General features: G+C 45.6%; 25 protein-coding genes. 13 read left to right on the forward strand and 12 right to left on the reverse strand.

Annotated elements, in window-relative coordinates:
* Position 1: 1 nt before the first annotated feature.
* The 4 genes from HYN51_RS04635 to HYN51_RS04650 all read right to left on the reverse strand — a co-directional run bounded on the left by HYN51_RS04635 (position 2) and on the right by HYN51_RS04650 (position 2,507).
* Positions 2-796 (reverse strand): fimbrial biogenesis chaperone, encoded by a 795-nt coding sequence (locus tag HYN51_RS04635; protein WP_108901762.1) that lies wholly within the window; start codon positions 794-796, stop codon positions 2-4.
* A gap of 27 nt (positions 797-823) precedes the next feature.
* Positions 824-1,321, reverse strand: coding sequence for a Csu type fimbrial protein (locus HYN51_RS04640; RefSeq protein WP_230514020.1), 498 nt, complete (start codon positions 1,319-1,321; stop codon positions 824-826).
* A gap of 73 nt (positions 1,322-1,394) precedes the next feature.
* Positions 1,395-1,922 carry a Csu type fimbrial protein gene (locus tag HYN51_RS04645; protein ID WP_108901764.1) on the reverse strand — a complete coding sequence of 176 codons (528 nt, stop codon included), beginning with the start codon at positions 1,920-1,922 and terminating at the stop codon, positions 1,395-1,397.
* Positions 1,923-1,979: 57 nt separating this feature from the next.
* Positions 1,980-2,507, reverse strand: a complete 528-nt coding sequence (locus HYN51_RS04650; RefSeq protein ID WP_108901765.1) for a Csu type fimbrial protein — start codon at positions 2,505-2,507, stop codon at positions 1,980-1,982.
* A gap of 609 nt (positions 2,508-3,116) precedes the next feature.
* Here HYN51_RS04650 and frsA point away from each other — a divergent pair.
* The 4 genes from frsA to proA all read left to right on the forward strand — a co-directional run bounded on the left by frsA (position 3,117) and on the right by proA (position 7,306).
* Positions 3,117-4,364: an esterase FrsA gene (frsA, locus tag HYN51_RS04655; RefSeq protein WP_108901766.1), complete on the forward strand. Its 1,248-nt coding sequence runs from the start codon at positions 3,117-3,119 to the stop codon at positions 4,362-4,364.
* A gap of 54 nt (positions 4,365-4,418) precedes the next feature.
* Entirely contained in the window at positions 4,419-4,823 is a 405-nt protein-coding gene (gene crl / locus HYN51_RS04660) for a sigma factor-binding protein Crl (protein WP_108901767.1), read from the forward strand.
* A gap of 114 nt (positions 4,824-4,937) precedes the next feature.
* The gene (gene proB, locus HYN51_RS04665) at positions 4,938-6,041 is read left to right on the forward strand and encodes a glutamate 5-kinase (protein ID WP_108901768.1); all 1,104 of its coding nucleotides are present in this window, start codon (positions 4,938-4,940) and stop codon (positions 6,039-6,041) included.
* An 11-nt stretch (positions 6,042-6,052) separates the two neighbouring features.
* A complete protein-coding gene (gene proA, locus HYN51_RS04670) occupies positions 6,053-7,306 on the forward strand; it encodes a glutamate-5-semialdehyde dehydrogenase (RefSeq protein ID WP_108901769.1) in 1,254 nt (417 codons plus the stop codon).
* Between the two features lie 58 nt (positions 7,307-7,364).
* On the opposite strand, the gene HYN51_RS04675 is transcribed toward proA, so the two are convergent.
* On the reverse strand, positions 7,365-7,655 hold the full coding sequence (locus HYN51_RS04675; protein WP_108901770.1) for a hypothetical protein: 291 nt from the start codon (positions 7,653-7,655) through the stop codon (positions 7,365-7,367).
* A 399-nt stretch (positions 7,656-8,054) separates the two neighbouring features.
* Between HYN51_RS04675 and HYN51_RS04685 the strand changes: the two genes are divergently transcribed.
* The gene (locus tag HYN51_RS04685) at positions 8,055-8,963 is read left to right on the forward strand and encodes a bifunctional helix-turn-helix transcriptional regulator/GNAT family N-acetyltransferase (protein WP_192878452.1); all 909 of its coding nucleotides are present in this window, start codon (positions 8,055-8,057) and stop codon (positions 8,961-8,963) included.
* 107 nt (positions 8,964-9,070) lie between these two features.
* Here the strand turns inward: HYN51_RS04685 and HYN51_RS04690 are convergent, their stop codons facing one another.
* The 3 genes from HYN51_RS04690 to HYN51_RS04700 all read right to left on the reverse strand — a co-directional run bounded on the left by HYN51_RS04690 (position 9,071) and on the right by HYN51_RS04700 (position 11,495).
* A complete protein-coding gene (locus HYN51_RS04690) occupies positions 9,071-9,394 on the reverse strand; it encodes a YnfA family protein (RefSeq protein ID WP_108901772.1) in 324 nt (107 codons plus the stop codon).
* Between the two features lie 83 nt (positions 9,395-9,477).
* Positions 9,478-9,999, reverse strand: coding sequence for a methylated-DNA--[protein]-cysteine S-methyltransferase (locus HYN51_RS04695; RefSeq protein ID WP_230514021.1), 522 nt, complete (start codon positions 9,997-9,999; stop codon positions 9,478-9,480).
* Positions 9,996-11,495, reverse strand: coding sequence for a DNA-3-methyladenine glycosylase 2 family protein (locus HYN51_RS04700; RefSeq protein WP_108901773.1), 1,500 nt, complete (start codon positions 11,493-11,495; stop codon positions 9,996-9,998). Before HYN51_RS04700 ends, HYN51_RS04695 begins: the two co-directional genes overlap by 4 nt.
* 524 nt (positions 11,496-12,019) lie before the next feature.
* On the opposite strand from HYN51_RS04700, the gene brnQ reads away from it, so the two are divergent.
* Together brnQ and proY are read left to right on the forward strand one after the other, a co-directional pair.
* Positions 12,020-13,342: a branched-chain amino acid transport system II carrier protein gene (gene brnQ / locus HYN51_RS04705; protein ID WP_108901774.1), complete on the forward strand. Its 1,323-nt coding sequence runs from the start codon at positions 12,020-12,022 to the stop codon at positions 13,340-13,342.
* Positions 13,343-13,427: 85 nt separating this feature from the next.
* Complete coding sequence (proY, locus tag HYN51_RS04710; protein ID WP_108901775.1) at positions 13,428-14,795, forward strand: proline-specific permease ProY; 1,368 nt, start codon at positions 13,428-13,430, stop codon at positions 14,793-14,795.
* A 357-nt stretch (positions 14,796-15,152) separates the two neighbouring features.
* On the opposite strand, the gene HYN51_RS04715 is transcribed toward proY, so the two are convergent.
* Both HYN51_RS04715 and HYN51_RS04720 read right to left on the reverse strand, forming a co-directional pair.
* Positions 15,153-15,755, reverse strand: coding sequence for a peroxiredoxin C (locus HYN51_RS04715; RefSeq protein ID WP_108901776.1), 603 nt, complete (start codon positions 15,753-15,755; stop codon positions 15,153-15,155).
* Between the two features lie 232 nt (positions 15,756-15,987).
* Positions 15,988-16,569 carry an acyl carrier protein phosphodiesterase gene (locus HYN51_RS04720; RefSeq protein ID WP_108901777.1) on the reverse strand — a complete coding sequence of 194 codons (582 nt, stop codon included), beginning with the start codon at positions 16,567-16,569 and terminating at the stop codon, positions 15,988-15,990.
* Between the two features lie 177 nt (positions 16,570-16,746).
* Here HYN51_RS04720 and queA point away from each other — a divergent pair, with 177 nt between their 5' ends.
* The 5 genes from queA to secF are packed head-to-tail and all read left to right on the forward strand — an operon-like array spanning position 16,747 to position 22,244.
* A complete protein-coding gene (gene queA, locus HYN51_RS04725; RefSeq protein WP_108901778.1) occupies positions 16,747-17,823 on the forward strand; it encodes a tRNA preQ1(34) S-adenosylmethionine ribosyltransferase-isomerase QueA in 1,077 nt (358 codons plus the stop codon).
* A 48-nt stretch (positions 17,824-17,871) separates the two neighbouring features.
* The gene (gene tgt, locus HYN51_RS04730) at positions 17,872-18,996 is read left to right on the forward strand and encodes a tRNA guanosine(34) transglycosylase Tgt (RefSeq protein WP_108901779.1); all 1,125 of its coding nucleotides are present in this window, start codon (positions 17,872-17,874) and stop codon (positions 18,994-18,996) included.
* Positions 18,997-19,036: 40 nt separating this feature from the next.
* A complete protein-coding gene (yajC, locus tag HYN51_RS04735) occupies positions 19,037-19,369 on the forward strand; it encodes a preprotein translocase subunit YajC (protein WP_108901780.1) in 333 nt (110 codons plus the stop codon).
* Positions 19,370-19,414: 45 nt separating this feature from the next.
* Positions 19,415-21,265, forward strand: a complete 1,851-nt coding sequence (gene secD, locus HYN51_RS04740; RefSeq protein ID WP_108901781.1) for a protein translocase subunit SecD — start codon at positions 19,415-19,417, stop codon at positions 21,263-21,265.
* 10 nt (positions 21,266-21,275) lie between these two features.
* On the forward strand, positions 21,276-22,244 hold the full coding sequence (gene secF / locus HYN51_RS04745; protein ID WP_108901782.1) for a protein translocase subunit SecF: 969 nt from the start codon (positions 21,276-21,278) through the stop codon (positions 22,242-22,244).
* Positions 22,245-22,315: 71 nt separating this feature from the next.
* Here the strand turns inward: secF and bioD are convergent, their stop codons facing one another.
* Together bioD and bioB are read right to left on the reverse strand one after the other, a co-directional pair.
* On the reverse strand, positions 22,316-23,002 hold the full coding sequence (bioD, locus tag HYN51_RS04750) for a dethiobiotin synthase (protein ID WP_108902165.1): 687 nt from the start codon (positions 23,000-23,002) through the stop codon (positions 22,316-22,318).
* A 16-nt stretch (positions 23,003-23,018) separates the two neighbouring features.
* The gene (bioB, locus tag HYN51_RS04755; protein ID WP_108901783.1) at positions 23,019-24,056 is read right to left on the reverse strand and encodes a biotin synthase BioB; all 1,038 of its coding nucleotides are present in this window, start codon (positions 24,054-24,056) and stop codon (positions 23,019-23,021) included.
* An 86-nt stretch (positions 24,057-24,142) separates the two neighbouring features.
* Here bioB and bioA point away from each other — a divergent pair, with 86 nt between their 5' ends.
* On the forward strand, positions 24,143-25,429 hold the full coding sequence (gene bioA, locus HYN51_RS04760; RefSeq protein ID WP_108901784.1) for an adenosylmethionine--8-amino-7-oxononanoate transaminase: 1,287 nt from the start codon (positions 24,143-24,145) through the stop codon (positions 25,427-25,429).
* Positions 25,430-25,441: the final 12 nt, after the last annotated feature.

A 25,441-nucleotide genomic window follows, 5' to 3' on the forward strand; every position in this document is an offset into this window, starting at 1 on the left:
ACTAGCGTTTGAGTAGTTGAACGGGGTCTGGGTCGTTATTGATCAGCGCCTGTAACTTGTCATAGCTTGAAGCTCGGTTATTTTTAGAGATAGGAAAACGCATGACGGAACCCGGTAGCACATATCCCACCAGACCATCTACCAGCGGTGTAGTTTTGTTCCCTGATAGACTATTCAGCTTTGATAGGCGCGCATGAACTTTACCGTCATTTCTGACGCTGAGATAAGATTGCCCATCTAGATTGCTTATTTGGTAGCTAAGTTCGGGTGCGGTTGCTGTTTTAATGTCTCTGTTTTTATTGTAATCAGGGTTGGTCCATATCCCCTGACCGCTGACAAACAGAGGAATAGAGTAACGCATTTGGAATTTCACACCGATACTGACACTCTGACCATCTTCTGATTCGTTGTCTTTCTTAGCTCTTGGTGTTTCATCGACCAAAATACGGTAGGCTTTTTCTTGGTTAGCCGGCATTTTGATATTTTTTACCAGACGAACCAACTGGCGCTTTCCCGGTTCGATGAGAACGAAAGGTGGGCTAACGGAAATATCCGATTGTCGCTGATATTGATTTTCGCCGGAACGTTGTTGCCATTCCAACACACGAATTTGCATATAGGCCGGTTTACTATCCTGATTCTCCAGCCAGATAGCCGTAGCATTCTGTTCATCTTCAATCACCGGATCGATAGGCCAAATCAGAATGGAACCGGCATAGGCTAGTGGTTGAAAATAGAAACAGAAAAACAGCAGGGCAGAGGTAATGAGTAAAATCGGTTGTTTTATAAGAGTCATAGGTCTTTCATCCGTAAATATAATAGTTTAATAACTAACGGTAATTAATACGGTATCGCTGTATTGCCCCACGGCGGGCAGTGAAGTAGACGAAAATAGGCGAGCATATATATCGATCTTTTGTACGCTACCATCACTCATGACAGTCAGGTTTTGTCCGCCATTGCTGCCATTTCCCCAGATGGTGGAGTGATTACTGTCCTGATAGAGCTGATATTTCAGGGTATTGGTGCCGGTGGCGAGTTTCATTAACCGGCCAGTACCAATGGTTCCCCCACTGTTTAATCCACCGTCGATACCTAAAGTGACATTAGTTTTTGGAGTGCATCTCACCATGATTGACCCGGCGTTTTGCGTCGATGTCACATCAATATTGTTGAAAAGTGAAGAGATATTGTTACCAAAATTGATGCTGCCAAAGCTGGTGGCATCACTGCCGGCGGAACCAAGAATACAGCCAGCAGTAATGGTGGCATTGACGGCGATATCTTTGGTTCGAGAGTCTGCATAAACGGTAGAGATCATAGTTAAGCAGGTTAGAATCAACCCCAGAGTGGGCGTGGCGATTATAAAAGCAGGGCGAGTGATTCTCATTCGTTTACCAACTTACTGTAACTTGCACCGTATCGATGTAGCTATCGGCCACGGGAGTGGATTGTGCTGGAATATATCCATAGACATTGACCCATTCCTGTAAGCCATTGGCGGTTTTGGTAATGCCTTGAGTATCGTCCCAGATCGCGGTGTAGTTAGCATCGCTATAGAGGTTATAGTTAACCCGTTGACCAGATTGACTACCCGTCATATAGCGTTGTGCTACGTTGCTGCTTTTTCCTGCTCCCAACACGATCTGATAATTTACTCCGGGTGCACACTGCACCAGAATGGCCCCGGCATTACTTTGTCCGATCAGTTTAATCTCTCGACTTAATGTACTGTGGGTACCAAAATTCATCACTCCAAAGGTTGTGGTTCCCCCGGAGGTAGACCCCGCATTGCAAGCGGGAATGACGTTGGCAGTGATGGAAACCGTTGCAGATTTTACCGTTACTGCCAACACCGATGACGGGGTAATAATATTGATTACCAATAAGATGCATTGACAGGCTTTAAACCAAAGATGCATAGCTACCCCTGATACTCGTTGCGAACATTGGCGAAAGTTAGAGATGCTTAAGCGGAATTACCAATCCACAGTGACTAGAACGGTATCTGTATAAGTACCGGCTGATGGTGTGGTTTGTGGTGGCACCAGACCATAAACTGTCAGGTCATCAGGTGCACCGGTTGAGGTTCTGCTTAACAGCGCGGTATCTTCCCAAAGGACGGCACGCAGGGAGTCCTGATAGAGGTTGTAATTTACAAATTCGCTTCCCTGTGCCAAACGACGCTGTGTACCCTGTGGATGCTCACCACTGTCCAGCGTTACGGTGTAAGGCAGGGTATTGGTACATTGAACTTTGATGGTACTACTGCTGACACTGGCTGATTGTGCTGTAATATCATTGGCTAATGTAGAGTGACTACCAAAGTCCAGCGACCCCAAGCTCGCTGGTGAGCCCTGAACACTATTACCATTGATCGCACAACCATTAGTGATGGTTAATTGCACGCCTAATGTACCGCTTACCTGACCATTGCCCGCTGCAAAGACACTGGCCGAACCTATTAGTGATGTGATGCAGGTTAATGCAAGAAAAACTTTCTTCATGTCTTTGCTCCCAAGATGATTAAAACATAATTAAGTGACGATATATTCTCCACCTCAGTAAAAATAGAGGCGTCATGATTTGCGTGGTAAATCTGATTGGTTATTTCTGTTCAGATAGTTATGAATATAGTAATGATTTTAAAATGTTCAATAAACATAGCGGTGTTTTTTGGTTTATCACTGTGTATTGATGGTTTTGTTTTTTATTCTTTCTGTTTTTGTTTATTTATTATTGTTTTTCAGGTGGTTGATGGTTTTTTTAATTTGTTTTTTTAATTGGCTTTATTGTTGATTAATGTGATGTGATTAATTTATTTTAAGATCATTGTCTAATTTTTAAATATTGAGATGATAGTGTTTTTTATTAATGATGACTAATGTAAGTGGTAATTGAAATATAACTTATATATAAAAATTCGGATTGCGTGATTATTAATTAACAAAATAACTGCTGATTATTGTATTAGCTATATTCAACGTGAAAAGTAAGGCTGTGTCATTATCCAGTTGTTGTCTTCATCTGCTACCATTTATTCGGTACACTGATGGAATAATGTCATTCAGGCTGGGTGATAAGCATAAGCCTGTACAGGAGATCGTTGCACCATCATGCCAAAAGCTAATCTTTCAGAAGTGCTGTTTAAACCTTCTTTTAAACATCCGGAAACCTCAACGTTGGTTAAACGCATAGCGCAAACGAATGCCAGTATTCAATCCTCGCTAGAAGGCGAAACGCAATCCAACTGGTATCGTATGATTAATACAACCATATGGTCTTGGCGTGGCGTTGATCCTATCGAAGCTGAAGAGGTTCTGGCGCGTATTGCTGTTTCACCTAACGAACGAACGGATGAAACGTTGTTAGATACAGTAGTCGGTTATCGAGGTGGTAACTGGATTTACGAGTGGGCAAAAGAGGGGATGGTCTGGCAGAAAAAAGCATCAGATTTAGCGTGTGAAGACCCCATAACGGCGGGGAATTATTGGCTGAAAGCCTCTCACTTTTACAGTATTGCCAGCTATCCCCATCTGCGGGGCGATCGGTTAGCAGAACAGGCAGAGTTATTGGCCGACAGAGCCTATAAAGAAGCCGCAAACTATTTGCCTTTTGAGTTGAAATCTATCGATTTCAAAGTCGATGGTGGCAACCTGACGGGTTTTTTACATATTCCATCTGAGGGAAAAGGGCCGCATCCGACGGTTTTATTATGCGGAGGGTTGGATAATCTGATGAGCGATTATTATCCTCTGTTTGTTAATTATTTAGCGCCAAAAGGCATTGCGATGCTGTGTGTTGATTTACCTTCTCTTGGTTTTTCATCGCACTGGACTTTAACCGAAGATACCAGCCTGCTTCATCGTCAGGTACTGAATCAGTTAGATCAGGTCCCCTGGGTTGATCATCAACGTGTCGTTGCTTTGGGGACTCGTTTTGGCGCTAATGTGGCGGTTCGGCTGGGATATTTGGAGTCACGCCGCCTGCGAGGTGTTGCTTGCCTAGGGCCCATTGTTCACGATTTGTTCGTGAATAAAGAAACTCAACGTCGGACGCCGATTGTCTATCAGGATATGATCGCCAGCCGTCTGAAGATGGACTCAACCACCGACAATTTATTACATACCGAATTAAGTCGCTACTCTCTGAAAACGCAAGGGCTGTTGGGACGACGCTGCTCAATTCCTATGTGTTCAGTCAGTTTTGAGAAGGATGTTTTCAGCCCATTGTCAGAATCAAAACTGATCGTTTCTTCTACCGGTGATGGAAAACTTATCACTGTTGCTTCTACGCCATTACTCGATAATTTAAATAGTGGGTTGGAACAATTAAGCGAGTGGATTAATGAAAAATTATGCTAATATCCCCAACGGCTGTTAATTAATTGTTAAATTATAAATTACTGGGGCGACATCATGCTATTAGCAAATGGTCATTCAAGAAACAAGTTGATTAAAGAATTTACCAGTCTGGGACCGTATATCAGGGAGTCTCAATGTAAAGGGAATCACTATTTTTTTGATTGTCTGGCTGTCTGCGTTAGCAGCAAGCCAGCCCCGGACAAGAGAGAGTTCTGGGGGTGGTGGATGGATATTGAAGCGGATGAACAGGGCTTCACCTATAGCTACCAAATTGGGCTGTTTGATAAACTCGGTGATTGGCAAGTAAAAACCATCAAGAATGCGGATATTCAGCAGGAAGTTGAGCAAAATTTGCAATCCTTTCAGCAAAAACTTCAGGACTACCTGACTTCACTTAAACTCAGTTTCCGACCAGCCCATACGGAAGCAGCAAAAAGCCCGGATAAACTTTCAGTCTGATCAATTTTTTTGTCCAAATCTCGCCTATTTCGCGTTATGCCTGTTGGCATAACGCGTCACACCTGATAAAAAGGTTTCCTTGCATCCTTTCTTGATATTCAACGGCAGAACATTATGAATAGCAGCCAAACGCTGGTGGTTAAACTGGGAACCAGCGTACTTACTGGTGGGTCACTGCGTCTAAACCGCGCCCATATTGTTGAGTTAGTACGTCAGTGCGCGCAGCAACATGCGCTTGGTCATCGTATTGTTATCGTGACATCTGGCGCGATTGCTGCCGGACGTGAGCATCTTGGCTACCCCGAGTTACCGGCAACCATAGCGTCTAAGCAATTACTGGCGGCGGTAGGGCAAAGTCGACTGATTCAGCTTTGGGAACAACTATTCTCAATTTATGGCATCAATATTGGTCAAATGCTGCTTACCCGCGCCGATCTAGAAGATCGTGAACGTTTTTTGAATGCGCGCGATATGATGCAAGCACTGCTGGATAACCAAATCGTTCCGGTCATTAATGAAAACGATGCCGTAGCAACGGCGGAAATCAAAGTTGGTGACAATGATAACCTTTCTGCGCTGGCCGCAATCCTTGGCGGAGCCGATAAGCTATTGCTGTTAACCGACCAGCCAGGCTTATTTACTGCCGATCCGCGCCATAATCCGGATGCAGAATTAATTCGCGAAGTTCACAGTATTGATAATGCGTTACGGGCCATTGCCGGTGACAGTATCTCTGGGCTCGGAACCGGAGGCATGGCGACTAAACTTCAGGCTGCCGATGTGGCTGGCAGAGCGGGGATTGAAGTGGTGATAGCCGCAGGCATTAAGCCGGGCGTGATTGGGGATGTGATTAATGATATCTCTGTTGGTACGCGCTTTCACGCTCAGACATCACCCCTTGAAAACCGCAAGCGCTGGATTTTCGGCGCACCGCCTGCGGGTGAAATTACCATTGATGATGGTGCTGTTCAGGCCATGCTTGAACGGGGAAGTTCTCTGCTACCTAAAGGTATTAAACAGGTAAAAGGCGATTTTTCTCGCGGCGAGGTTATTCGTATTCGCGACTTGTCCGGACGCGATTTGGCCCACGGCGTGGCGCGTTATAACAGCGATGCATTACGTATGATTGCAGGGCACCATTCTCAGAAAATTGATGAAATATTAGGTTATGAGTATGGTTCGGTCGCTGTTCACCGCGACGACATGATCATCAACTAGGAGTATTAGCAATGTTAGAGCAAATGGGAATAGCCGCAAAAAAGGCATCTTATCAATTGGCGGTGCTGAGTTCGGCAAAGAAAAACCAGGCACTGGCAGTGATGGCCGATACGTTGGAAGCCAACAGCGATACGATTCTGGCAGCGAATGAAAAAGATATCGCTAATGCACAACAGGCGGGTCTGAGCGAAGCGATGATCGACCGTTTGATGCTGACGCCGTCTCGGCTGGCATCTATAGCCAACGATGTGCGTCATGTTTACCGTTTAACCGATCCCGTTGGTCATATTATTGATGGTTCTTTAATGGATAGCGGCCTGCAATTGCAGCGCCGTCGAGTTCCTCTTGGTGTTGTTGGGGTGATTTATGAATCTCGCCCTAATGTTACGATTGATGTGGCCTCATTATGTCTGAAAACCGGTAATGCGGTGATTCTGCGCGGTGGAAAAGAGACGGTAAATACCAATCAGGCGATGGTTGAAGTGATTCAATTGGCGCTCAATAAATGCGGTCTGCCAGCGGCGGCGGTGCAATCTATTGATAACCCCGATCGTGCATTGATCAATGCGTTGCTTAAACTCGATCGCTATGTTGATATGATTATTCCTCGTGGTGGCGCTGCTCTGCATAAGCTATGTAAAGAAAATTCTACGATCCCTGTGATTATTGGTGGCATTGGTGTTTGCCATACCTTTGTTGATGAATATGCAGATTTTGATAAAGCGCTGATGATTATTGAGAATGCAAAAACTCAGCGTCCAAGTACCTGTAATACGCTGGAAACGTTATTGGTACATCGTGCCATTGCCTCGACATTTCTGCCTAAGCTGGGGGAGAAGATGCACTCTTGTGGCGTAACGCTCCATGCCTCACCGGAAGCTATGATGTATCTCAGCGGCGGGGAAGTGAAAGTTGTACCGGTAAATGATGACGAGTATGACAACGAATGGTTATCGCTGGATCTGAATGTTACTGTCGTTGAAGGGTTAGATGAAGCGATTGACCATATTCGTATACATGGTAGTGCTCACTCGGATGCAATTGTAACCCGCTCTCTGAACAATGCCGATCGTTTCGTTAATGAAGTGGATTCTGCGGCGGTATACGTTAATGCCAGTACGCGATTCACCGATGGTGGACAGTTTGGCTTAGGTGCCGAAGTCGCGGTAAGCACACAGAAGCTCCACGCTCGTGGCCCGATGGGGCTGGAAGCATTAACCACGTATAAGTGGATTGGCTTTGGTGATGGCTTAATCCGTCGTTAAGTCGATTTAAAATAGAAGACCCGCCGAGTGCGGGTCTTCTATTTGCAGCAACGTCAGCTTAAAAGTTGGTATAACCTTTGTCGCGCATGCATTCACCAATCAGATCAATCTGCTGTTGTTCTTTCACCAGAATTTTATTCACGGTTTCATCGGAACCAGTTTCATTGAGTGGGTCAGGATGATAGCTGTTGTTGGCAGACGATCTGCTCTCTTTCTCACACTGGACTCTGTCAGCGTCAGCGGTTTGCGCTGATGCATCTGCTTTTGACCAGTTGCCTACTGTTGGTGCGCTGTTACAGCCAGTCAGCACAAACAGAGATAGCAATGAGACAATGAATACCTTACCCATAATCACTCCATTAAATAAGTTGATAATCCACACCTGAATAAATATAGACTAATTTTGATAACGGGATAATTTATAAGTGAAATTATACAGATAAACAATATTTATTATGTAGATAATGCACCGTAGCACATTATCTGCGCGCTTTAAATGCCATTCGTATGGTCAGCCCAGCGAAAACCGTTCCCATCAGCCAACATTGGACCCGTATCCATGAGGGCCTTTCCGCTAAGAAACGAGCAATAGAACCAGCCATTATTGCAATAAGTGCATTGATGGTGACGCGGGTCGCATTGACTGATTGGTTACTCCGGTTTTTTTATTGCTTTATCTTTGCATATTGAAATAGTTGAATCTATCAACTAAATTAAGTTGATGTTAATGACTATATCTGAGAGCGACATGGAACCAACATCTTTACGCGATGTATCGAGAATTTTAGTGAGGGAACTGGGGGTAATGGACAAATGGGTGAGTGGAACCCAACTTTCTCCCTTACAGGCCCACAGCTTGATTGAACTTGACGAACAACCATTATCCGGTTTGGAATTATCGACCTTACTTAAGGTAGATAAATCCAGCGTGAGCCGCATTCTGCAAGGATTAAAACAGCAAGGATTAGTAGAAATATACCCAAATCCGATTGATGGACGCAGCACCTTGAATCAGTTAACTGACGCTGGGCGAAAACAACTGGCAGATCTGAATAATCAAGCCAATGCTTACAATACAAAAATTCTCCAGCAGTTAGGTTCTGATGAGTACCAGACGTTGATGGTTTCAATGAAGAAATATGTTTCAGCCATACAAAGCGTGACCAAACAGTCTTCCCGAACCATTACTATCCGCCCTATTGAGGCTCGAGATAATATCGTGATGGGTGACATTATTCTGGCCGTATTCGGCGAATACGGACTGTTAGGACAAGAGGGGTTTAGCTTCTCCGATCCAATACTCCATCAATTGTCGGAAGTTTACAGCCAGAAGGGCTGTGCTTATTGGGTCGTTGAACTGGATGGCATTGTATCGGGCGGTGTTGGTATCGCACCGATGGAAACGGGATATTGCGAACTACAAAAACTCTACTTCTTGCCTTCTGTTAGAGGCATGGGGCTAGCTCGTCGCATGGTGATTACCGCGCTGGAGTTTGCCCGTCAACAGGGCTATGACCATTGCTATCTGGAAAGTACAGCAACATTAAAAGAGTCATTGAAGTTGTATGAATCGGTGGGGTTTGAGTATGTGCAGGAAAGAGTTGGAGCGAGTGGGCATCATGCGTGTGAGGTGTTGATGGTAAAGAAATTGCGTTAAAGCAGGTCATTGAGTATTGAGAATGTTTGGTTCGTAAATAACGCGATGTCCTATTCGGCTACTGTACGGTGGTCGGGTAAGGGATGCTATGACAGGCACATGGAACCTCAGGCTTTCCAGCCAGAAACTAAAATTAACACGCCGGCCAAAACAACCGTTGCGCCTAGCCAGTCATACATAGAGAGTTTGATACCATCCACCAGTCTTAACCAAACCAGTGCGGTAGCAATATAGATACCGCCGTAGGCGGCATACACCCGGCCGCTGGCGGCGGGATGGAGGCTTAATAGCCAGACAAATAGCGCGAGGCTACTGGCTGCGGGTAATAATATCCAGATAGAGGCTGATTTTCTTAGCCATAAATAGGGAAGAAAGCAGCCAATAATTTCTGCCAGCGCCGTAGCAATAAATAACAGTAGGGTCTTAACCATAAACGTCGTTCATGCTCCGAACATAGGTAACGAGTTTGCCGATACTACCATGAGGCAATGTCGACGTCATAAAGAGAGAGGGATTACGCATTAGCATGGCAACGCTTCTCAAAAGCTAATAGCTTTTCTTTAATGGGGATTCCACCTTCATAGCCAGTTAGCGATCCGTCGGCTCCAATGACCCGATGACAAGGAATAATCAGGCTAATCGGATTATTGCCATTAGCGCCCCCGACGGCCCGCGACGCTTTGGGATTACCAACACGAGTAGCTAATGTTTGATAGCTTATGGTTTCTCCAAACGGAATTTTACGCAGTTCATTCCAAACTTTTATCTGAAATGGCGTGCCGTACAGGCTAATTGGCAAATCAAAATCAACTCTTATCCCCCGCTGATATTCATAAATCTGCTGGGCAACAAACTCGACTTTAGTATCGTCACGTATCACCTCAAGCCGTTTAGCATATTCCAGATCTTGTTGGATATGAAATGACAGACGGATAAGTTTATCCGACTCATCCAGCCAAGCAGACAGTGAACCAAACTGGCTGTCAAAGATGCCAATAGCCGTGGCATTGATCAAACTCTTGCTCATTGGTCTCATGATTTATTCCTCAGACTTTCCCATAAACAGGTGGTTGCTTGTGTACGGAATGGACTAAATGGTTTCATTAGTTGTTCAGTTTCAGCGGTGCTGGGGCGGCTATCCAACTGATAGAATTGTTGGAGGGCAGCATAAAGTCCGCTATCACCAACGGGTACGCAGTCGGCAAATCCCATACCTCGCATCAGCGTGTAGCGAGCGGTCCAGGGGCCGATTCCTTTTAGCTCACAGAGTTTTCTTTCAGCCACAACGGCGGATCCCTGTTCTAATTGATCTAAATCCAGCGCTCCAGTGACCACGGCTTTAGCCACGCCGATAAGATATTGAGCTTTTGAGCGAGAAAATCGAATATCGGTGAGTTGGTGAGGCTCCAGTTCTGAAATCTCTTTGGCAGAGGGGTGAATACGAAATCCATCTTGTCCGATTACCGGGCCAGCCAATTTAATCAGAGCCTGCCGTAGCGTAGCGGCAAAGGTCAGATTGATTTGTTGACCAATAATTGCCCATACCAGTGATTCAAAGGGGTTCGCGGTCATGGGGACATAGATGGCAGAGGTGGATTCAATTAATCTGGCCATGTGTTTGTTTTGTCTGGCGTTGCTGCGAAAACCGAGTACATCGGTATTTAAACCCAGCAACCGCATCACCTGCCGATGAATTTCCACTCCGACAGGTTGTTCACTATTGGCTATAAACTCTTCGGGCAGTGTCCAGCGACAGTTTGCGGTGTGTCCATCAATCTGTAGATGGATGACTACCGGATAACCATTAACCCACAGCGCTTTGGTAAAGCCGGTCTTATCAAGATGTTCAGATAGGCTATCCTTATCACGCAGATGGTAGCGCCAAGCGTAATCAGGGGTGAAATCATCAGGCAGTTTTAGCGCAAACTCACTACTGCTATTCAACAAACGCCAAGCATGAGGTGTCATTGCCATATGTGCAGAAAACTGCCGGTGAAAACTGGCCTCACTTTCAAAACCAACGGCTAGACCAACATCCAGAATACGCTGTGATGAATGAGTCAGGGCAGAGCAAGCGGCTTTGATACGCTCACGATTGAGTAAATCTGCCGGTGAAAGATGGGCATGCAGACGAATTAACTCATTCAGTTTTGTTGTGCTGATACCGCCGCTTTTTGCCAGTGAGCTGACACGACTGAATGATGATGGGCAAGAACGAATACGGGCCAGCATCTCGATAAATAGATTTTCATCGACGCTTTCACCTCGGTAAAACAGGTCTGGACGACAGCGTTTACAGATTCTAAAACCTTCGGCGATGGCTTCCTGTTCCGTTGCTAAAAAGCGAATGTTCTTTAGCAAAGGCTTGCGGGCCGGGCAAGAGGGCAAACAGTAGATTCCCGTTGATTTTACACAGGTAAGAAATTTACCGTCATATTTCTGCGCATGATTCAGAATCGCCTGATACATAAAATCATTGCTCCAACGTAATAGCTTGGATTTCATTGCAGAACCTTGTGTTGTGGCTGTCATCGTTTACCTTCAATACTGTCGCTGGAATAAACTATCTTATCTGTTTTTAGCGCGATTACAGAATCCACAGAGGAAGTAAAAAACGGTGGATGTCATAAGTGATTATTGTGACCAAACTAAAACCGTCAGACCTCTCAATTACACCGTTAGATGTTTTCTATGCTGAAATTTTAACGGATACTGCAGCTCGTCGAATAACGATCAGTAACGGTTTTTATTTAAGATTAAAAAATGAGCTGGTCATAAATTAATTATTAGATGTTTATGCTGAGTTTATTGTCAATCAGGCTGCTATTTAACCTTTGTCTAGATAATTATTCTGTGAACATCAATAACACTTGTTTTCTATGGCTATTATTGTGTTTACTTAGCGCCGTTATTGATGGAGTCACCATAAAATCATCTTTTTTTAGTATGCAAATCATCCAATTTAATGTTGTTAAACTGTGGCATTGCAACCTATTTGCGATATAGCAAAATCAATATTATTGATGGATTCTTTGACAGATATGTAATGGTTTAATATGAAACAACTGAGTTCTAAAGATATTATCGCCTTAGGCTTTATGACATTCGCCCTGTTTGTTGGTGCGGGAAATATTATTTTCCCTCCGATGGTAGGGTTACAGTCTGGTGAAAACGTTTGGATTGCGTCATTAGGTTTTCTATTAACTGCCGTGGGTTTACCGGTGGTTACCGTGATTGCTCTGGCCAGAGTGGGCGGAGGTATCGAAGCGCTCAGTTCTCCAATTGGTCATAAGGCTGGGTTACTGCTGGCGACGATTTGTTATTTAGCCGTTGGCCCTCTGTTTGCCACGCCGCGTACCACAACGGTATCGTTTGAGTTGGGTATTGCTCCATTGTTATCCGATAAAGACAGTAGCTTACCGTTATTTATTTATAGCCTAGTCTATTTTTCTTTGGTGATTCTGGTTTCTCTTTACCCAGGTAAATTACTGGACACCGTTGGTCGTTTTCTGGCTCCGCTGAAAATTATTTCACTGGCTGTTTTAGGCCTTGCTGCATTACTGTGGCCTGCCGGGGAACATTTGCCAGCGATACAGATTTATCAGAATATCCCATTCTCTAAAGGGTTTGTTGAAGGGTATCTGACGATGGATACCTTAGGCGCACTGGTATTTGGCATTATTATTGTCAATGCAGCGCGTTCTCGTGGTGTTTCCAGCCCTACGTTATTAACACGCTATACGGTTATTGCCGGTTTGATTGCCGGTATTGGTTTGACACTGGTCTATTTGAGTCTGTTTAATTTGGGTTCTGGCAGTGGCTCTCTGGTACCTAATGCAACCAATGGTGCAGTGATCCTTCATGCCTATATTCAGCATACCTTTGGTGGCTTTGGCAGTATCTTCCTTGCGGCAATGATTTTTATTGCCTGTATGGTAACGGCGATTGGTTTAACTTGCGCCTGTGCGGAGTTTTTCTCTAAATTACTGCCGTTATCCTACCGAGCATTGGTCTTCATTCTGGCTATTTTTGCTATGGTGGTCTCTAATTTAGGACTAAGCCATCTGATTCAGTTCTCGGTCCCGGTATTAACGGCAATTTATCCTCCTTGTATCGCTTTGGTTGTATTAAGCTTTACCAGTCGCATGTGGCGCTCTGAAAGTCGTATTATGATCCCGGTAATGCTGGTAACATCAATTGTCGGTATTTTGGATGGTATTAAAGCATCGGCCATTGCGAACATTCTACCTAGCTGGGTTGATAACCTTCCTGGTGCACAGCAGGGTTTGGCATGGCTTCCTCCTGCGCTCGTAACATTAGCGATCGCAGTGGTTGTCGATCGTTTTATGCCGCAGCATCAGGAAGCGACCAAAACGTAATTTAAGACAGGGTATTATTTATTGCTAATAAACGCCGCGGTCTCAATCTGCGGCGTTATAACGAGAAAAGACGAGTAACTTCGGCATGGAAAAACAAACCAACAAACTTAAACGAGGCTTAACCGCTCGCCATATCCGTTTTATGGCGTTGGGGTCAGCGATAGGAACCGGATTGTTCTATGGTTCCGCAAGTGCAATAAAAATGGCAGGTCCCAGCGTTCTATTGGCCTATCTTATTGGTGGTGTTTTCGCCTTTATCATTATGCGAGCGCTTGGGGAGATGTCCGTCCATAACCCACAGGCTGGTGCATTTTCCCGCTATGCGCAGGATTATCTGGGGCCATTAGCGGGTTATATCACCGGCTGGACTTATTGTTTTGAAATTCTGATTGTAGCCATTGCTGACGTCACGGCTTTTGGTTTGTATATGAGCTTCTGGTTCCCGAATGTCGAGCTCTGGGTCTGGGCATTGAGCGTGGTGCTGATTATCGGTGCGATTAATCTGGTGCACGTGAAAGTGTTCGGTGAGTTTGAGTTCTGGCTATCATTCATCAAAGTTGCCACCATTATTATTATGATTTTGGCGGGGATCGGCATCATCGTCTGGGGCTTTGGTAATCAGGGTGAACCAACGGGTATCCATAATTTATGGTCTAATGGCGGGTTCTTCGCCAATGGCTTTATCGGCATGGTCTTGTCCCTGCAAATGGTGATGTTTGCCTATGGTGGTATTGAGATTATTGGCATTACGGCTGGCGAAGCAGAAGATCCGAAGACGACCATTCCGAAAGCCATTAACTCAGTGCCTTTCCGTATTTTGATTTTCTATGTGGGTACGCTGTTCGTTATTATGTCTATCTACCCGTGGAATCAGGTAGGTACTCACGGTAGTCCATTTGTTCTGACTTTTGAAAATCTGGGTATTACTGCTGCCGCGGGGATTCTGAACTTTGTGGTGATTACTGCTTCGCTTTCAGCGATTAACAGTGATGTATTCGGCGTAGGCCGCATGTTGTACGGTTTAGCCGAGCAGGGGCAAGCGCCTAAAATGTTCACTACCCTGTCCAAACGTGGTGTGCCATGGATTACAGTACTGTTTATGATGGCTGGACTGCTGGTTGCCGCTTATCTGAATTACATTATTCCTGAAGATGTTTTTGTGATTATTGCGTCACTGGCAACGTTCGCCACCGTATGGGTATGGATTATGATCCTGCTATCACAAATCGGCTTTCGCCGTAAGCTAACGCCAGAGCAAATCAGCAAGCTGGATTTCCCACTGCGCGGTGGTACAGTAACTTCCGTTATTGCGCTGATCTTCCTGTTTGGGATCATCGGCCTGATTGGTTACTTCCCAACTACGCGTATTTCGCTGTATGTAGGCTTCGCTTGGATAGCATTGTTGGTGGGAGTTTACTATTTGAAAGGTATGGGATCGAAGAAAGCAGGTTAATTGCTTCTGTTAGTTAGATTTCGTTGAAAATGGCTCCGGATAATCGGGGCCATTTTTTTGTGTAGTATTCTTAGCCCGTTAGCCCTTTATTATGAACACTTGAATTCAGCTGACGACGTCGCTGTGTCGGTGCGTTAAGGCTGAACGAAGGAGGAAGGGCGTCGCTTAAGCGACCTGAATTCCTTTGCGAAAGCGCGGGAGTGCAGAAGGGGCTCGTTAACCTCCTCTGCTCGACCGTTGCACGATAGCTAAGACAGATACTGCACTATTACGGACGAAACATATGCCAATGCCTAACTAACACCCAAAAAAAAGAGCCGCATCGCGGCTCTTTTCAATATCAAAACAAAGCGCTAATTACAGTTTAGCTGCGTTCTGAGACAGGAATTTAGCAACGCCGTCTGGAGAGGCGTTCATGCCTTCACGGCCTTTTTCCCACTGAGCTGGGCATACTTGGCCGTGCTCTTCGTGGAATTGCAGTGCGTCAACCATACGGATCATTTCGTCGATGTTACGACCCAGTGGCAGGTCGTTAACGACTTGGTGACGAACAACTCCGTTTTTGTCGATCAGGAAAGATGCACGTAAAGCAACACCAGCATCCATATGTTCAATACCATATGCTTGCTGAATTTCACGCTTAACGTCAGCAACCATTGCATATTTAACTTCGCCAATGCCGCCTTTGTCGACTGGAGTTTTACGCCATGCGTTGTGTACAAACTCTGAGTCAAAAGAAACACCAACAATTTCAACACCGCGCTTTTTGAACTCTTCATAACGATGGTCAAAAGCGATCAGTTCAGAAGGACATACGAAAGTAAAGTCCATTGGCCAGAAGAACAGCACAGCTGCTTTGCCATTCAGATGATTCTTCAGATTGAAGTTTCCAACGATTTCGCCGTTACCAAGAACAGCCGCAGCAGTAAAATCAGGGGCTTGGCGAGTAACCAGAACCATAATAACTCTCCTGTCAAGTGGGTTAATAAATAAAGGAAGCAAATTTTGCGTGCAAGTATAGGCAGTCAGGTATCGATCGCAAAGAATATCAGACCGATTGTTGAGATAGCTTCTGCCTATGCTAAACCAGAGCACTTATATTACAGATGATAAACATAACCATAACATCATACTCTGTAATGTGGTTATAGGGTAATTTAGTTTAGCTTTGTTATTTATCTATTTGAAATTTTTACAATTGTTTTGCTCTGGCTTGTTCCATCATCGCTGGATAAAAGTGCAAGAATGTCTCTTCTAATAGGTGATAATGTTGTCGTATATCCTCAATGCAGTAGCTTAATGCTTCCAGTCGTGGACGACGAATTGCCATATTATGTAAGGTATCAGCGATGAATGGTAACTCAGCGTAGCGCTCTAGCCAACGATCTCGCCAAATGTACTGATTGATGTATTGAAATTCAGAGGGCGTTTCTGACAAATAAGGAACAATGCTGTTTTTTGCCAGAGCAATAAAATTTGGCAGCGGCATAGCGTTATCAAATTGTTCCCAATGTCTGGCGAGGAAGTGATCCCATAGAACATCCAATGCAATAGGCGCTACCCGATAGTTAGGCTGGCTAAACAGGCGGCGCGCTTCTCTCACCGGTTGAAGATTATCGGTGAGTTTATCGATACGCCGGTGCAACATAATGCCGCTAACTACTTCAGGTGCATATTTCCCGTCAGGATTACCGCGTACAAAATCTGCCAGCAGATTTCCCAGTAGGGAACTGTTGGCCAGTGAGGCTAAATGGAGGTGAGCAAGAAAATTCATAGGGTAATTATAGTGTAATCTTACATCGCTGATATGCTTATTATCATTATTGATTGCCAGACGATACGAAGTAAGTCGATTATTGCTGGTTTTCTTATACTTTTATTGCCTTATATGTTGCAGCCTTATCCGACTGGCTCTAGACTAGGCCGCTTGTTTTTTGAGATTTGAAAACCCATGCGCGTTACTGATTTTTCATTTGAACTTCCTGAATCCTTAATTGCCCGCTATCCTCAGGCGGAACGCAGCGCTTGCCGTATGCTTTCTCTTGATGGTGTTAGTGGCACGCTGATTGATGACACATTTACGGATGTGCTGGACAAGCTGAATGCTGGCGATTTACTGGTATTTAATAATACCAGAGTGATCCCGGCGCGGCTGTTTGGCAAGAAAGCCAGTGGCGGAAAGATTGAAGTTCTGGTTGAGCGAGTGCTGGACGATCGAAGAGTTCTGGCACATGTTCGTGCGTCGAAAGCGCCGAAACCGGGAGCAGAACTGCTGTTAGGGGATGATGAATCTATTCCCGCCATTATGGCAGCACGTCACGATGCGTTGTTTGAACTTCATTTTACCGATGGTCGCGATGTTCTGACGATCCTTAACGCCGCCGGACATATGCCATTACCTCCCTATATTGACCGACCAGATGAAGAGGCCGATCGTGAGCTTTATCAAACGGTTTATAGCCAGCGTCCGGGAGCCGTTGCGGCACCAACAGCAGGCTTACACTTTGATCAGCCGCTCTTGGAAGCGTTGCGGGCCAAAGGGATCAATATGGAATTCGTTACGCTGCACGTAGGAGCCGGAACATTTCAGCCCGTGCGTGTCGATGATATCAAACAGCATGTAATGCATGCCGAGTATGCGGAAGTACCACAACAAGTGGTTGATGCTGTGTTGGCCTGTAAGGCTCGGGGTAATAAAGTGGTTGCCGTGGGAACGACCTCGGTCAGATCGCTGGAAAGCGCAGCTCAGGCGGCTAAACAAGATTTAATTGAGCCATTTTTTGGTGACACCCGCATTTTTATTTATCCCGGCTATCAGTTCCGGGTTATTGATACCCTGATTACTAATTTTCACCTGCCTGAATCAACGCTAATTATGTTGGTATCGGCTTTTGCCGGTTACAGCAATATTATGCGAGCGTATCAGCAGGCGGTCGAGAAGCAATACCGTTTCTTTAGCTATGGGGATGCCATGTTCATCACCCGTAATCCAGAAGCGATTAATGAAATCCCTGATGGGAAATCGTAATTAACAGAAGCAAGCTCCAGACTGTTTATCTGGTGGCGGAGGTTTTACGTGAAGTTTGAATTACAGACAAAAGATGGTCGCGCCAGACGTGGTCGTTTAGTTTTTGAACGCGGCACGGTGGAGACACCGGCGTTTATGCCAGTAGGTACCTACGGTACGGTAAAGGGTATGACGCCTGAAGAGGTGAAAGACACCGGTGCTCAAATTATTTTGGGTAACACCTTCCATTTATGGTTGCGTCCTGGTCAGGAGATCATGCGTAAGCACGGCGATCTGCATGATTTTATGCAATGGCATGGTCCTATTCTGACCGATTCCGGTGGTTTCCAAGTCTTTAGTCTGGGTGATATCCGTAAAATCACCGAGGAAGGGGTCAATTTCCGTAACCCGATTAACGGCGATTCGATATTCCTCAGCCCAGAAAAGTCGATGGAAATTCAATACGATCTTGGTTCTGATATCGTGATGATTTTCGATGAGTGTACGCCATACCCGGCAGACTGGGATTATGCCAAACGCTCAATGGAGATGTCTCTACGCTGGGCGAAACGTAGTCGTCAACGCTTTGATGAATTGCAGAATAAAAATGCGCTGTTTGGCATTATTCAGGGTAGCGTTTACGAAGATTTACGTGACGTGTCGGTAAAAGGGCTGGTAGAGATTGGGTTTGACGGTTACGCTGTCGGCGGTTTGGCGGTAGGTGAGCCAAAAGAGGATATGCATCGTATTTTAGAGCATGTTTGTCCTCAAATTCCGGAAGATAAACCTCGCTATTTAATGGGGGTAGGGAAACCGGAAGATCTGGTGGAGGGAGTTCGCCGGGGTATCGACATGTTTGATTGTGTGATGCCAACGCGTAATGCGCGCAATGGACATTTGTTTGTTACGGATGGAGTGGTTAAAATCCGTAATGCACAACACAAAGATGATACATCTACGCTTGATGAACACTGTGACTGTTATACCTGTCGCCATTACAGTCGGGCGTATCTGCATCATCTTGATCGCTGTAATGAAATATTGGGTGCGCGGTTAAATACCATCCATAATCTGAGATACTACCAACGTTTAATGGCGGGTTTGCGTGAGGCCATTGAGCAAGGTACATTAGAGCACTTTGTTACTGATTTTTATGGTCGGATAGGTAAAGCTGTCCCACCGTTAGCTAAATAGTTCATAAATTCATCAACATAACAACAGAGGAATCTCATTAATGAGTCTTTTTATTTCTGACGCAGTGGCTGCAGCCGGTGCACCAGCTCAAGGTAGCCCATATTCTTTAGTTATCATGCTGGTAGTTTTCGGTTTGATCTTCTACTTTATGATCCTGCGTCCACAGCAGAAGCGTGCTAAAGATCATAAGGACCTGATGAGTTCCATTACTAAAGGTGATGAAGTATTGACCACCGGTGGATTAGTGGGTCGCGTATCTAAAGTTTCGGATACTGGCTACCTCGTTATTGCTCTGAATGATACAACTGAAGTGACCATCAAACGTGACTTCGTTGCGGCTGTATTGCCTAAAGGCACAATGAAAGCGCTCTAATTCGAGCGCTATACTTTTTGATTTTCCCGAAGGGAAACTACTATTGTGTTAAACCGTTATCCTTTATGGAAGTATCTAATGCTGGTCTTCGCGATCGGTATTGGTTTGCTATATGCGCTTCCTAACATTTATGGTGAGGATCCGGCGATTCAGATTACTGGGGTGCGCGGTGGCACCGCCAGTACTGCTACGTTGGGTCAGGTAGAAGATGCACTGAAGCAACAGAATATTGTTATCAAATCCGCAGCGCTGGAAGAGAATGGCTCTTTGCTGGTTCGGTTTGATAATACGGATGTTCAGTTGCGGGCTCGGGAAATACTAGCAGAATCGCTCGGGAATCAGTTTGTTATTGCATTAAACCTTGCTCCAGCTACACCAACGTGGCTGCAAAAAATTGGCGCAGAGCCAATGAAACTAGGTCTCGACCTGCGCGGTGGCGTGCACTTCCTGATGGAAGTGGATATGGATACCGCGATGTCTAAGCTGCAAGAGCAAACGCAAGATTCTATTGAAAGCGAACTCCATACCGAAGGTATTGCTTATTCTGAAGTGGTAAAAAGTAGCAACTTCGGCGTTGAGGCTCGTTTTCCTGATGCGGATTCGCGTACTAAAGCCATTGATTTTCTGACGCCTCGTCATCGCGATCTGATTATTACTCCAGACTCCAACAACAGTTTTACCACGCAGATGACCGCACAACGTTTGAGCGAAGCACGCGAATATGCGGTTCAGCAGAACGTTAATATTCTGCGTAACCGGGTAAACCAGTTAGGGGTTGCTGAACCTGTGGTTCAACGTCAGGGTGCCGATCGAATTGTGGTTGAATTACCCGGCATTCAGGATACTGCCCGCGCTAAAGAAATTTTGGGTGCGACAGCAACGCTTGAATTCCGTTTGGTAAATACCAGCATTGATGCAGCTTCAGTATTACGCGGCCGCGACCGTAGTAAATCTGAAGTGAAGTACCGCCGTGATAACTCCCCAGTGGTGTTATACAAGAAGGTGGTTCTGACTGGCGATCACATTACCGATTCTACTTCCAGCAATGATGAATATGGTCGCCCACAGGTGAACATTTCTCTGGACAGTGCTGGTGGCAATATCATGTCTAACTTTACGAAAGACAGCATTGGCAAAAATATGGCCACGGTGTTTGTAGAGTATAAAGACAGCGGTAAAAAAGATGATAACGGCAGGTCTATTCTTGAAAAACAAGAAGAAGTTATCAACGTTGCTACCATTCAGTCTCGCTTAGGTAACAGCTTCCGCATTACTGGTATTGATAACGGTACTGAAGCTCGTCAACTTTCACTGTTGTTGCGTGCTGGTGCATTGATAGCGCCAATTCAGATTGTTGAAGAGCGTACTATTGGTCCGTCAATGGGGCAGCAGAATATCACTCAGGGTCTGGAAGCTTGTTTCTGGGGGCTGATGGTATCGGTGATCTTTATGTTGCTGGTGTACCGCGTATTTGGCCTGATGGCCAGTGCGGCATTGGTCGTCAACGTTATTCTGATTGTCGGTACGATGTCGCTGTTGCCGGGGGCAACGCTAAGTATGCCGGGTATTGCCGGTATTGTACTGACGGTAGGCATGGCAGTTGATGCTAACGTACTGATCAATGAGCGGATAAAAGAAGAGCTGAAAAATGGGCGTAGTGTCCAACAGGCGATTCATGAAGGGTATAAGGGGGCATTCAGCAGTATTTTAGATGCTAACCTGACCACGCTGATTACCGCCGCTATTCTGTACGGTGTAGGTACCGGCTCGATTAAAGGCTTTGCCATTACGCTGTCTATCGGCGTATTGACTTCCATGTTCACTGCGATTGTAGGTACGCGCGCCATTGTTAACCTGGCGTACGGCGGCAAGCGCATTACCAAGCTGTCTATTTAAGGAGTCTGTTGTGGCAGAGGAATATAAAGTAGAGCAGCTTAACCACGGTCGCAGAGTCTATGACTTCTTGCGTGTGGGTAATGCCGCTTTTGCTATTTCTATGATTCTTGTGGTTGCTTCGTTTGTCATCATAGGCATGAAAGGGTTTAACTGGGGTTTGGACTTCACCGGTGGTACCGTGATTGAAGTTAAATTGACCCACCCGGTAGATCTGGAAAAAGTGCGTGCTGACTTGAATGCACAAGGCTTTAAAGACCCTATTGTTCAAAACTTTGGTAGTAGCCGTGACGTTATGATCCGCATGGCGCCGATTGAAGGAATGAACAGTGAAGTTCTGAGCAGCAAGATTCTGGGTATCGTTCACAGCAATGCCGATGAAGGTGCAGAAGTTAAACGTATCGAATTCGTTGGGCCAAGCGTTGGTGCCGAGTTGGCACAGTCGGGTCTAATGGCGATTATCGTTTGTTTACTGTGTATCCTTGTCTATGTTGGATTTCGTTTTGAATGGCGTCTGGCTTCGGGTGCGGTATTTGCACTGGCGCATGATGTGGTGATTACATTAGGCATCATCTCGTTATTCCAGCGTGAAGTAGACCTGACAATCGTGGCAGCAATGCTGTCGATTATCGGTTACTCACTGAACGATACCATCGTAGTATTTGACCGGATACGTGAGAACTTCCGTAAGATTCGTCGCGGTACACCTTATGAGATCATGAACGTTTCACTGACTCAGACGCTGAGCCGGACGCTGATGACATCAGGTACGACCTTACTGGCGGTTCTGTGTCTGCTGTTCTTCGGTGGTGAGATGTTGAAAGGCTTCTCTGAATCACTGGCCATTGGTATTTTGCTGGGTACCGTATCATCTATCTGGGTAGCGGCCTATATGGCGCTGAAGATGGGAGTGAAGCGTGAACACATGCTACCAACTAAAGTGGAAAAAGAGGGCGCCGATCAGCCTTCAATGCTTCCTTAATTGATACGATGACTGAATAGAAAAACCCTCATAGCGATATGAGGGTTTTTTATTGCTTTGGATTTTTGTTTTTATTTCGGCAACAGTAGGGAGCTGTCGATGTATTGCCCTAATGCAGAGTAGGATGAAAGATTCGGTATATAGGGGATTTCACCCAGTAGTGGAGCGGTAATCCGCCTTTTCAGGGTATTTATATAGTCATCGTAATAAAGATAATCTGGCTGTACGCTATTGGCTATCCAACCGCTAAATTGTACACCAGCACTCGTTAGCGCCTGTTGGGTTAGCAAAGCATGATTTATGCAGCCGAGTTTGATTCCTACCACCATGACTACCGGCAAGCGCTCAGCGATCACCCAATCAGATAGAGAATATTGCTCATTGATAGGCGTGAACCATCCTCCGGCACCCTCAATAATCACCACTTCACTTTTCTGCTTTAAGCGGGCTAATCCTGATGATAACACTAACGGCTGTATTGGCTTAGACGCCAGACGGCTGGCGATATGGGGTGATGTTGGATGAAAGAAAGTCACGGGATTGACTTGATGATAGTCTAATTTTTTTGATGAATAATGCTGCAAAATCAGGGCATCCTGATTGCGTAGTCCATCCTCCGTTTGCAGGCTGCCGGAAGCCACTGGTTTGTAACCAGCAACCTGATAGTGTCGCGCTGAAAATGACTGCAATAATGCGCTGCTGGCGACAGTTTTTCCTGCATCAGTATCGGTACCAATGATAAACCAGATGTGGCTCATAACATTCTCTGTGGCATCAAGGCGCTGCATTGTAATAATGCTCGGTGTCTGGTTCATGTATCCGTTTAGCGATGTGTACCAACTGCTCGCTGTAGGTTTGCTCTATTTGCCGCTTTTCAGGATTGAGCCCCAGCTTGTGAAATAGTTTTAAGTCACTGTTCTGTTCCGGATTGGGCGTGGTGAGTAATTTACAGCCATAGAAAATGGCGTTAGCTCCCGCCATAAAGCACATCGCTTGAGTTTGTTCATTCATCTGTTCCCGACCTGCTGACAGGCGGACATAAGCGCGGGGCATCATAATGCGCGCAATGGCGATGGTGCGAATAAATTCGAAAGGGTCTATATCAGGAACATTATCCAGCGGCGTGCCTGCAACTTTAACCAGCATGTTAATGGGAACGCTCTCTGGCGGTTCTGGCATATTAGCTAACTGACGTAGCAAACCACCTCGGTCAGTGACCGATTCTCCCAGCCCAAGAATACCGCCAGAACAGACTTTGATACCCGCCTGACGCACATAATTCAGCGTGTCCAGACGTTCCTGATAGCGACGAGTGGTAATAATTTTGTCATAGTATTCTGGTGAGGTGTCCAGATTGTGATTGTAATAGTCCAACCCGGCTTGCTTTAACCTTTCTGCCTGAAAGGGCGTGAGTGAGCCTAACGTCATGCAGCTTTCCATTCCCAGCGCTTTTACACCACGGATCATTTGTTCTAGATAGGGTAAGTCACGTGCATGGGGATTCTTCCATGCAGCCCCCATACAAAAACGCTGAGAGCCAGCCGCTTTTGCCTGACGAGCGGATTCTAGCACCTGTTCTACCGTCATTAAGGCTTCTGAGGCGAGGCCTGTTTTATAACGAGCACTTTGAGGACAGTATTTACAGTCTTCAGGGCAGTTACCGGTTTTGATGGAGAGCAGGGTACTGACCTGAATTTGTTGGGGATCAAAGTGCTCACGATGTACCTGCTGTGCAGTGAAAAGCAACTCGAGTAACGGCGTATCAAAAAGGGCCTGAGTTTGCGCTGCGCTCCAGCGTTCAGTCTGATTCATGTGTGGTCCGATCAATAATCTGTTGGTTTTGAAAAACTTTAATTGTAAACTAATTTTATGTCAATTTAGTTTACGGTTGTTTTTTTATGTTGTCAGATATTCAATTTGACCAGCGTCATATTTGGCACCCCTATACCTCGATGATTCAGCCATTGCCCTGTTATCCGGTAACTTCGGCTCAGGGGGCTTCACTTTTTTTACAGGATGGTTCTGAGTTAGTTGATGGTATGTCATCTTGGTGGGCTGCAATTCATGGCTATAACCATCCCAAATTAAATCAAGCGGCTAGCCAACAATTAGCCAAAATGTCACATGTCATGTTTGGTGGTATTACTCATCAACCGGCTACTGAGCTGTGTCGACGGTTAATTGAGATAACTGAACCTGAGTTAGACACCGTTTTTCTGGCAGACTCCGGCTCGGTTGCCGTTGAAGTTGCGATGAAAATGGCGTTGCAATACTGGCAGGGCAAAGGAGAACTGCGACATCAGTTTCTGGCGTTGCGTCATGGTTATCATGGCGATACTTTTGGGGCCATGTCGGTATGCGATCCGCAGAATTCGATGCATAGCCTGTATCAGGGCTTTTTACCGCAAAATCTGTTTGCCAATGGTGTCGATATTCCCTTTTCCGGCGAATGGCAGGAAGGGGCTATGGAACCTTTTTCCCGTTTAATGGAACAGCATCAACAAGAGATTGCTGCGGTTATTCTAGAACCTGTTGTTCAGGGCGCTGGAGGGATGCGTTTTTATCATCCCGAATATCTTAAACGTATACGCCAGCTCTGCGATAAGTACCAGATTCTGCTGATTACCGATGAAATCGCTACTGGCTTTGGTCGCACCGGTAAGCTGTTTGCCTGTCAGCATGCGGGTATTTCACCGGATATTCAGTGTGTCGGGAAGGCATTAACGGGTGGTTATATGACACTCTCCGCGGTCATGACTACCCGGAATGTTGCCAATGTGATTAGTCAGGGAGAGGCGGGGTGTTTTATGCATGGCCCTACGTTTATGGCTAATCCTCTCGCCTGTGCGGTTGCCTGCGCCAGTTTAGATTTACTGGCTGAAAATCGCTGGCAATCTCAGGTGGCGAAAATTTCCGATGCTTTGGAACAGGGATTACGTTCGCTGGAAGATTTCCCGGATGTTCATCAGGTGAGAGTACTGGGAGCGATTGGTGTTGTCGAAGTGATTAAACCAATCAATATGGCCAGCCTGCAAAAATTCTTTGTTACTCAAGGCGTATGGATTCGACCATTTGGCAGGCTGATATACCTGATGCCGCCCTATATCATCCAGCCAGAACCATTGGCGCGATTAATTAGGGCAATTCGTGACGTAGTCTCCCGGCCTGACATCCTGTTTGGTTAATTCTTCTCTTCA

This window comes from Limnobaculum parvum, assembly GCF_003096015.2.
GTDB classification, from domain to species: Bacteria; Pseudomonadota; Gammaproteobacteria; order Enterobacterales; family Enterobacteriaceae; genus Limnobaculum; species Limnobaculum parvum.

Bases quoted from the DNA above. Each gene is read 5' to 3' on its own strand.
- queA (WP_108901778.1), top strand. From the start codon at position 16,747: ATGCGCGTTACTGATTTTTCATTTGAACTTCCTGAATCCTTAATTGCC.
- HYN51_RS04640 (WP_230514020.1), bottom strand. From the start codon at position 1,321: ATGATCTCTACCGTTTATGCAGACTCTCGAACCAAAGATATCGCCGTC.
- HYN51_RS04645 (WP_108901764.1), bottom strand. From the start codon at position 1,922: ATGCATCTTTGGTTTAAAGCCTGTCAATGCATCTTATTGGTAATCAAT.
- crl (WP_108901767.1), top strand. From the start codon at position 4,419: ATGCTATTAGCAAATGGTCATTCAAGAAACAAGTTGATTAAAGAATTT.
- HYN51_RS04715 (WP_108901776.1), bottom strand. From the start codon at position 15,755: ATGGTTCTGGTTACTCGCCAAGCCCCTGATTTTACTGCTGCGGCTGTT.
- proY (WP_108901775.1), top strand. From the start codon at position 13,428: ATGGAAAAACAAACCAACAAACTTAAACGAGGCTTAACCGCTCGCCAT.
- HYN51_RS04720 (WP_108901777.1), bottom strand. From the start codon at position 16,569: ATGAATTTTCTTGCTCACCTCCATTTAGCCTCACTGGCCAACAGTTCC.
- bioD (WP_108902165.1), bottom strand. From the start codon at position 23,002: ATGAGCCACATCTGGTTTATCATTGGTACCGATACTGATGCAGGAAAA.
- HYN51_RS04695 (WP_230514021.1), bottom strand. From the start codon at position 9,999: ATGAGACCAATGAGCAAGAGTTTGATCAATGCCACGGCTATTGGCATC.
- HYN51_RS04690 (WP_108901772.1), bottom strand. From the start codon at position 9,394: ATGGTTAAGACCCTACTGTTATTTATTGCTACGGCGCTGGCAGAAATT.
- proB (WP_108901768.1), top strand. From the start codon at position 4,938: ATGAATAGCAGCCAAACGCTGGTGGTTAAACTGGGAACCAGCGTACTT.
- bioA (WP_108901784.1), top strand. From the start codon at position 24,143: ATGTTGTCAGATATTCAATTTGACCAGCGTCATATTTGGCACCCCTAT.
- HYN51_RS04685 (WP_192878452.1), top strand. From the start codon at position 8,055: ATGGAACCAACATCTTTACGCGATGTATCGAGAATTTTAGTGAGGGAA.
- HYN51_RS04675 (WP_108901770.1), bottom strand. From the start codon at position 7,655: ATGGGTAAGGTATTCATTGTCTCATTGCTATCTCTGTTTGTGCTGACT.
- HYN51_RS04700 (WP_108901773.1), bottom strand. From the start codon at position 11,495: ATGACAGCCACAACACAAGGTTCTGCAATGAAATCCAAGCTATTACGT.
- HYN51_RS04635 (WP_108901762.1), bottom strand. From the start codon at position 796: ATGACTCTTATAAAACAACCGATTTTACTCATTACCTCTGCCCTGCTG.
- proA (WP_108901769.1), top strand. From the start codon at position 6,053: ATGTTAGAGCAAATGGGAATAGCCGCAAAAAAGGCATCTTATCAATTG.
- HYN51_RS04650 (WP_108901765.1), bottom strand. From the start codon at position 2,507: ATGAAGAAAGTTTTTCTTGCATTAACCTGCATCACATCACTAATAGGT.
- brnQ (WP_108901774.1), top strand. From the start codon at position 12,020: ATGAAACAACTGAGTTCTAAAGATATTATCGCCTTAGGCTTTATGACA.
- bioB (WP_108901783.1), bottom strand. From the start codon at position 24,056: ATGAATCAGACTGAACGCTGGAGCGCAGCGCAAACTCAGGCCCTTTTT.
- yajC (WP_108901780.1), top strand. From the start codon at position 19,037: ATGAGTCTTTTTATTTCTGACGCAGTGGCTGCAGCCGGTGCACCAGCT.
- frsA (WP_108901766.1), top strand. From the start codon at position 3,117: ATGCCAAAAGCTAATCTTTCAGAAGTGCTGTTTAAACCTTCTTTTAAA.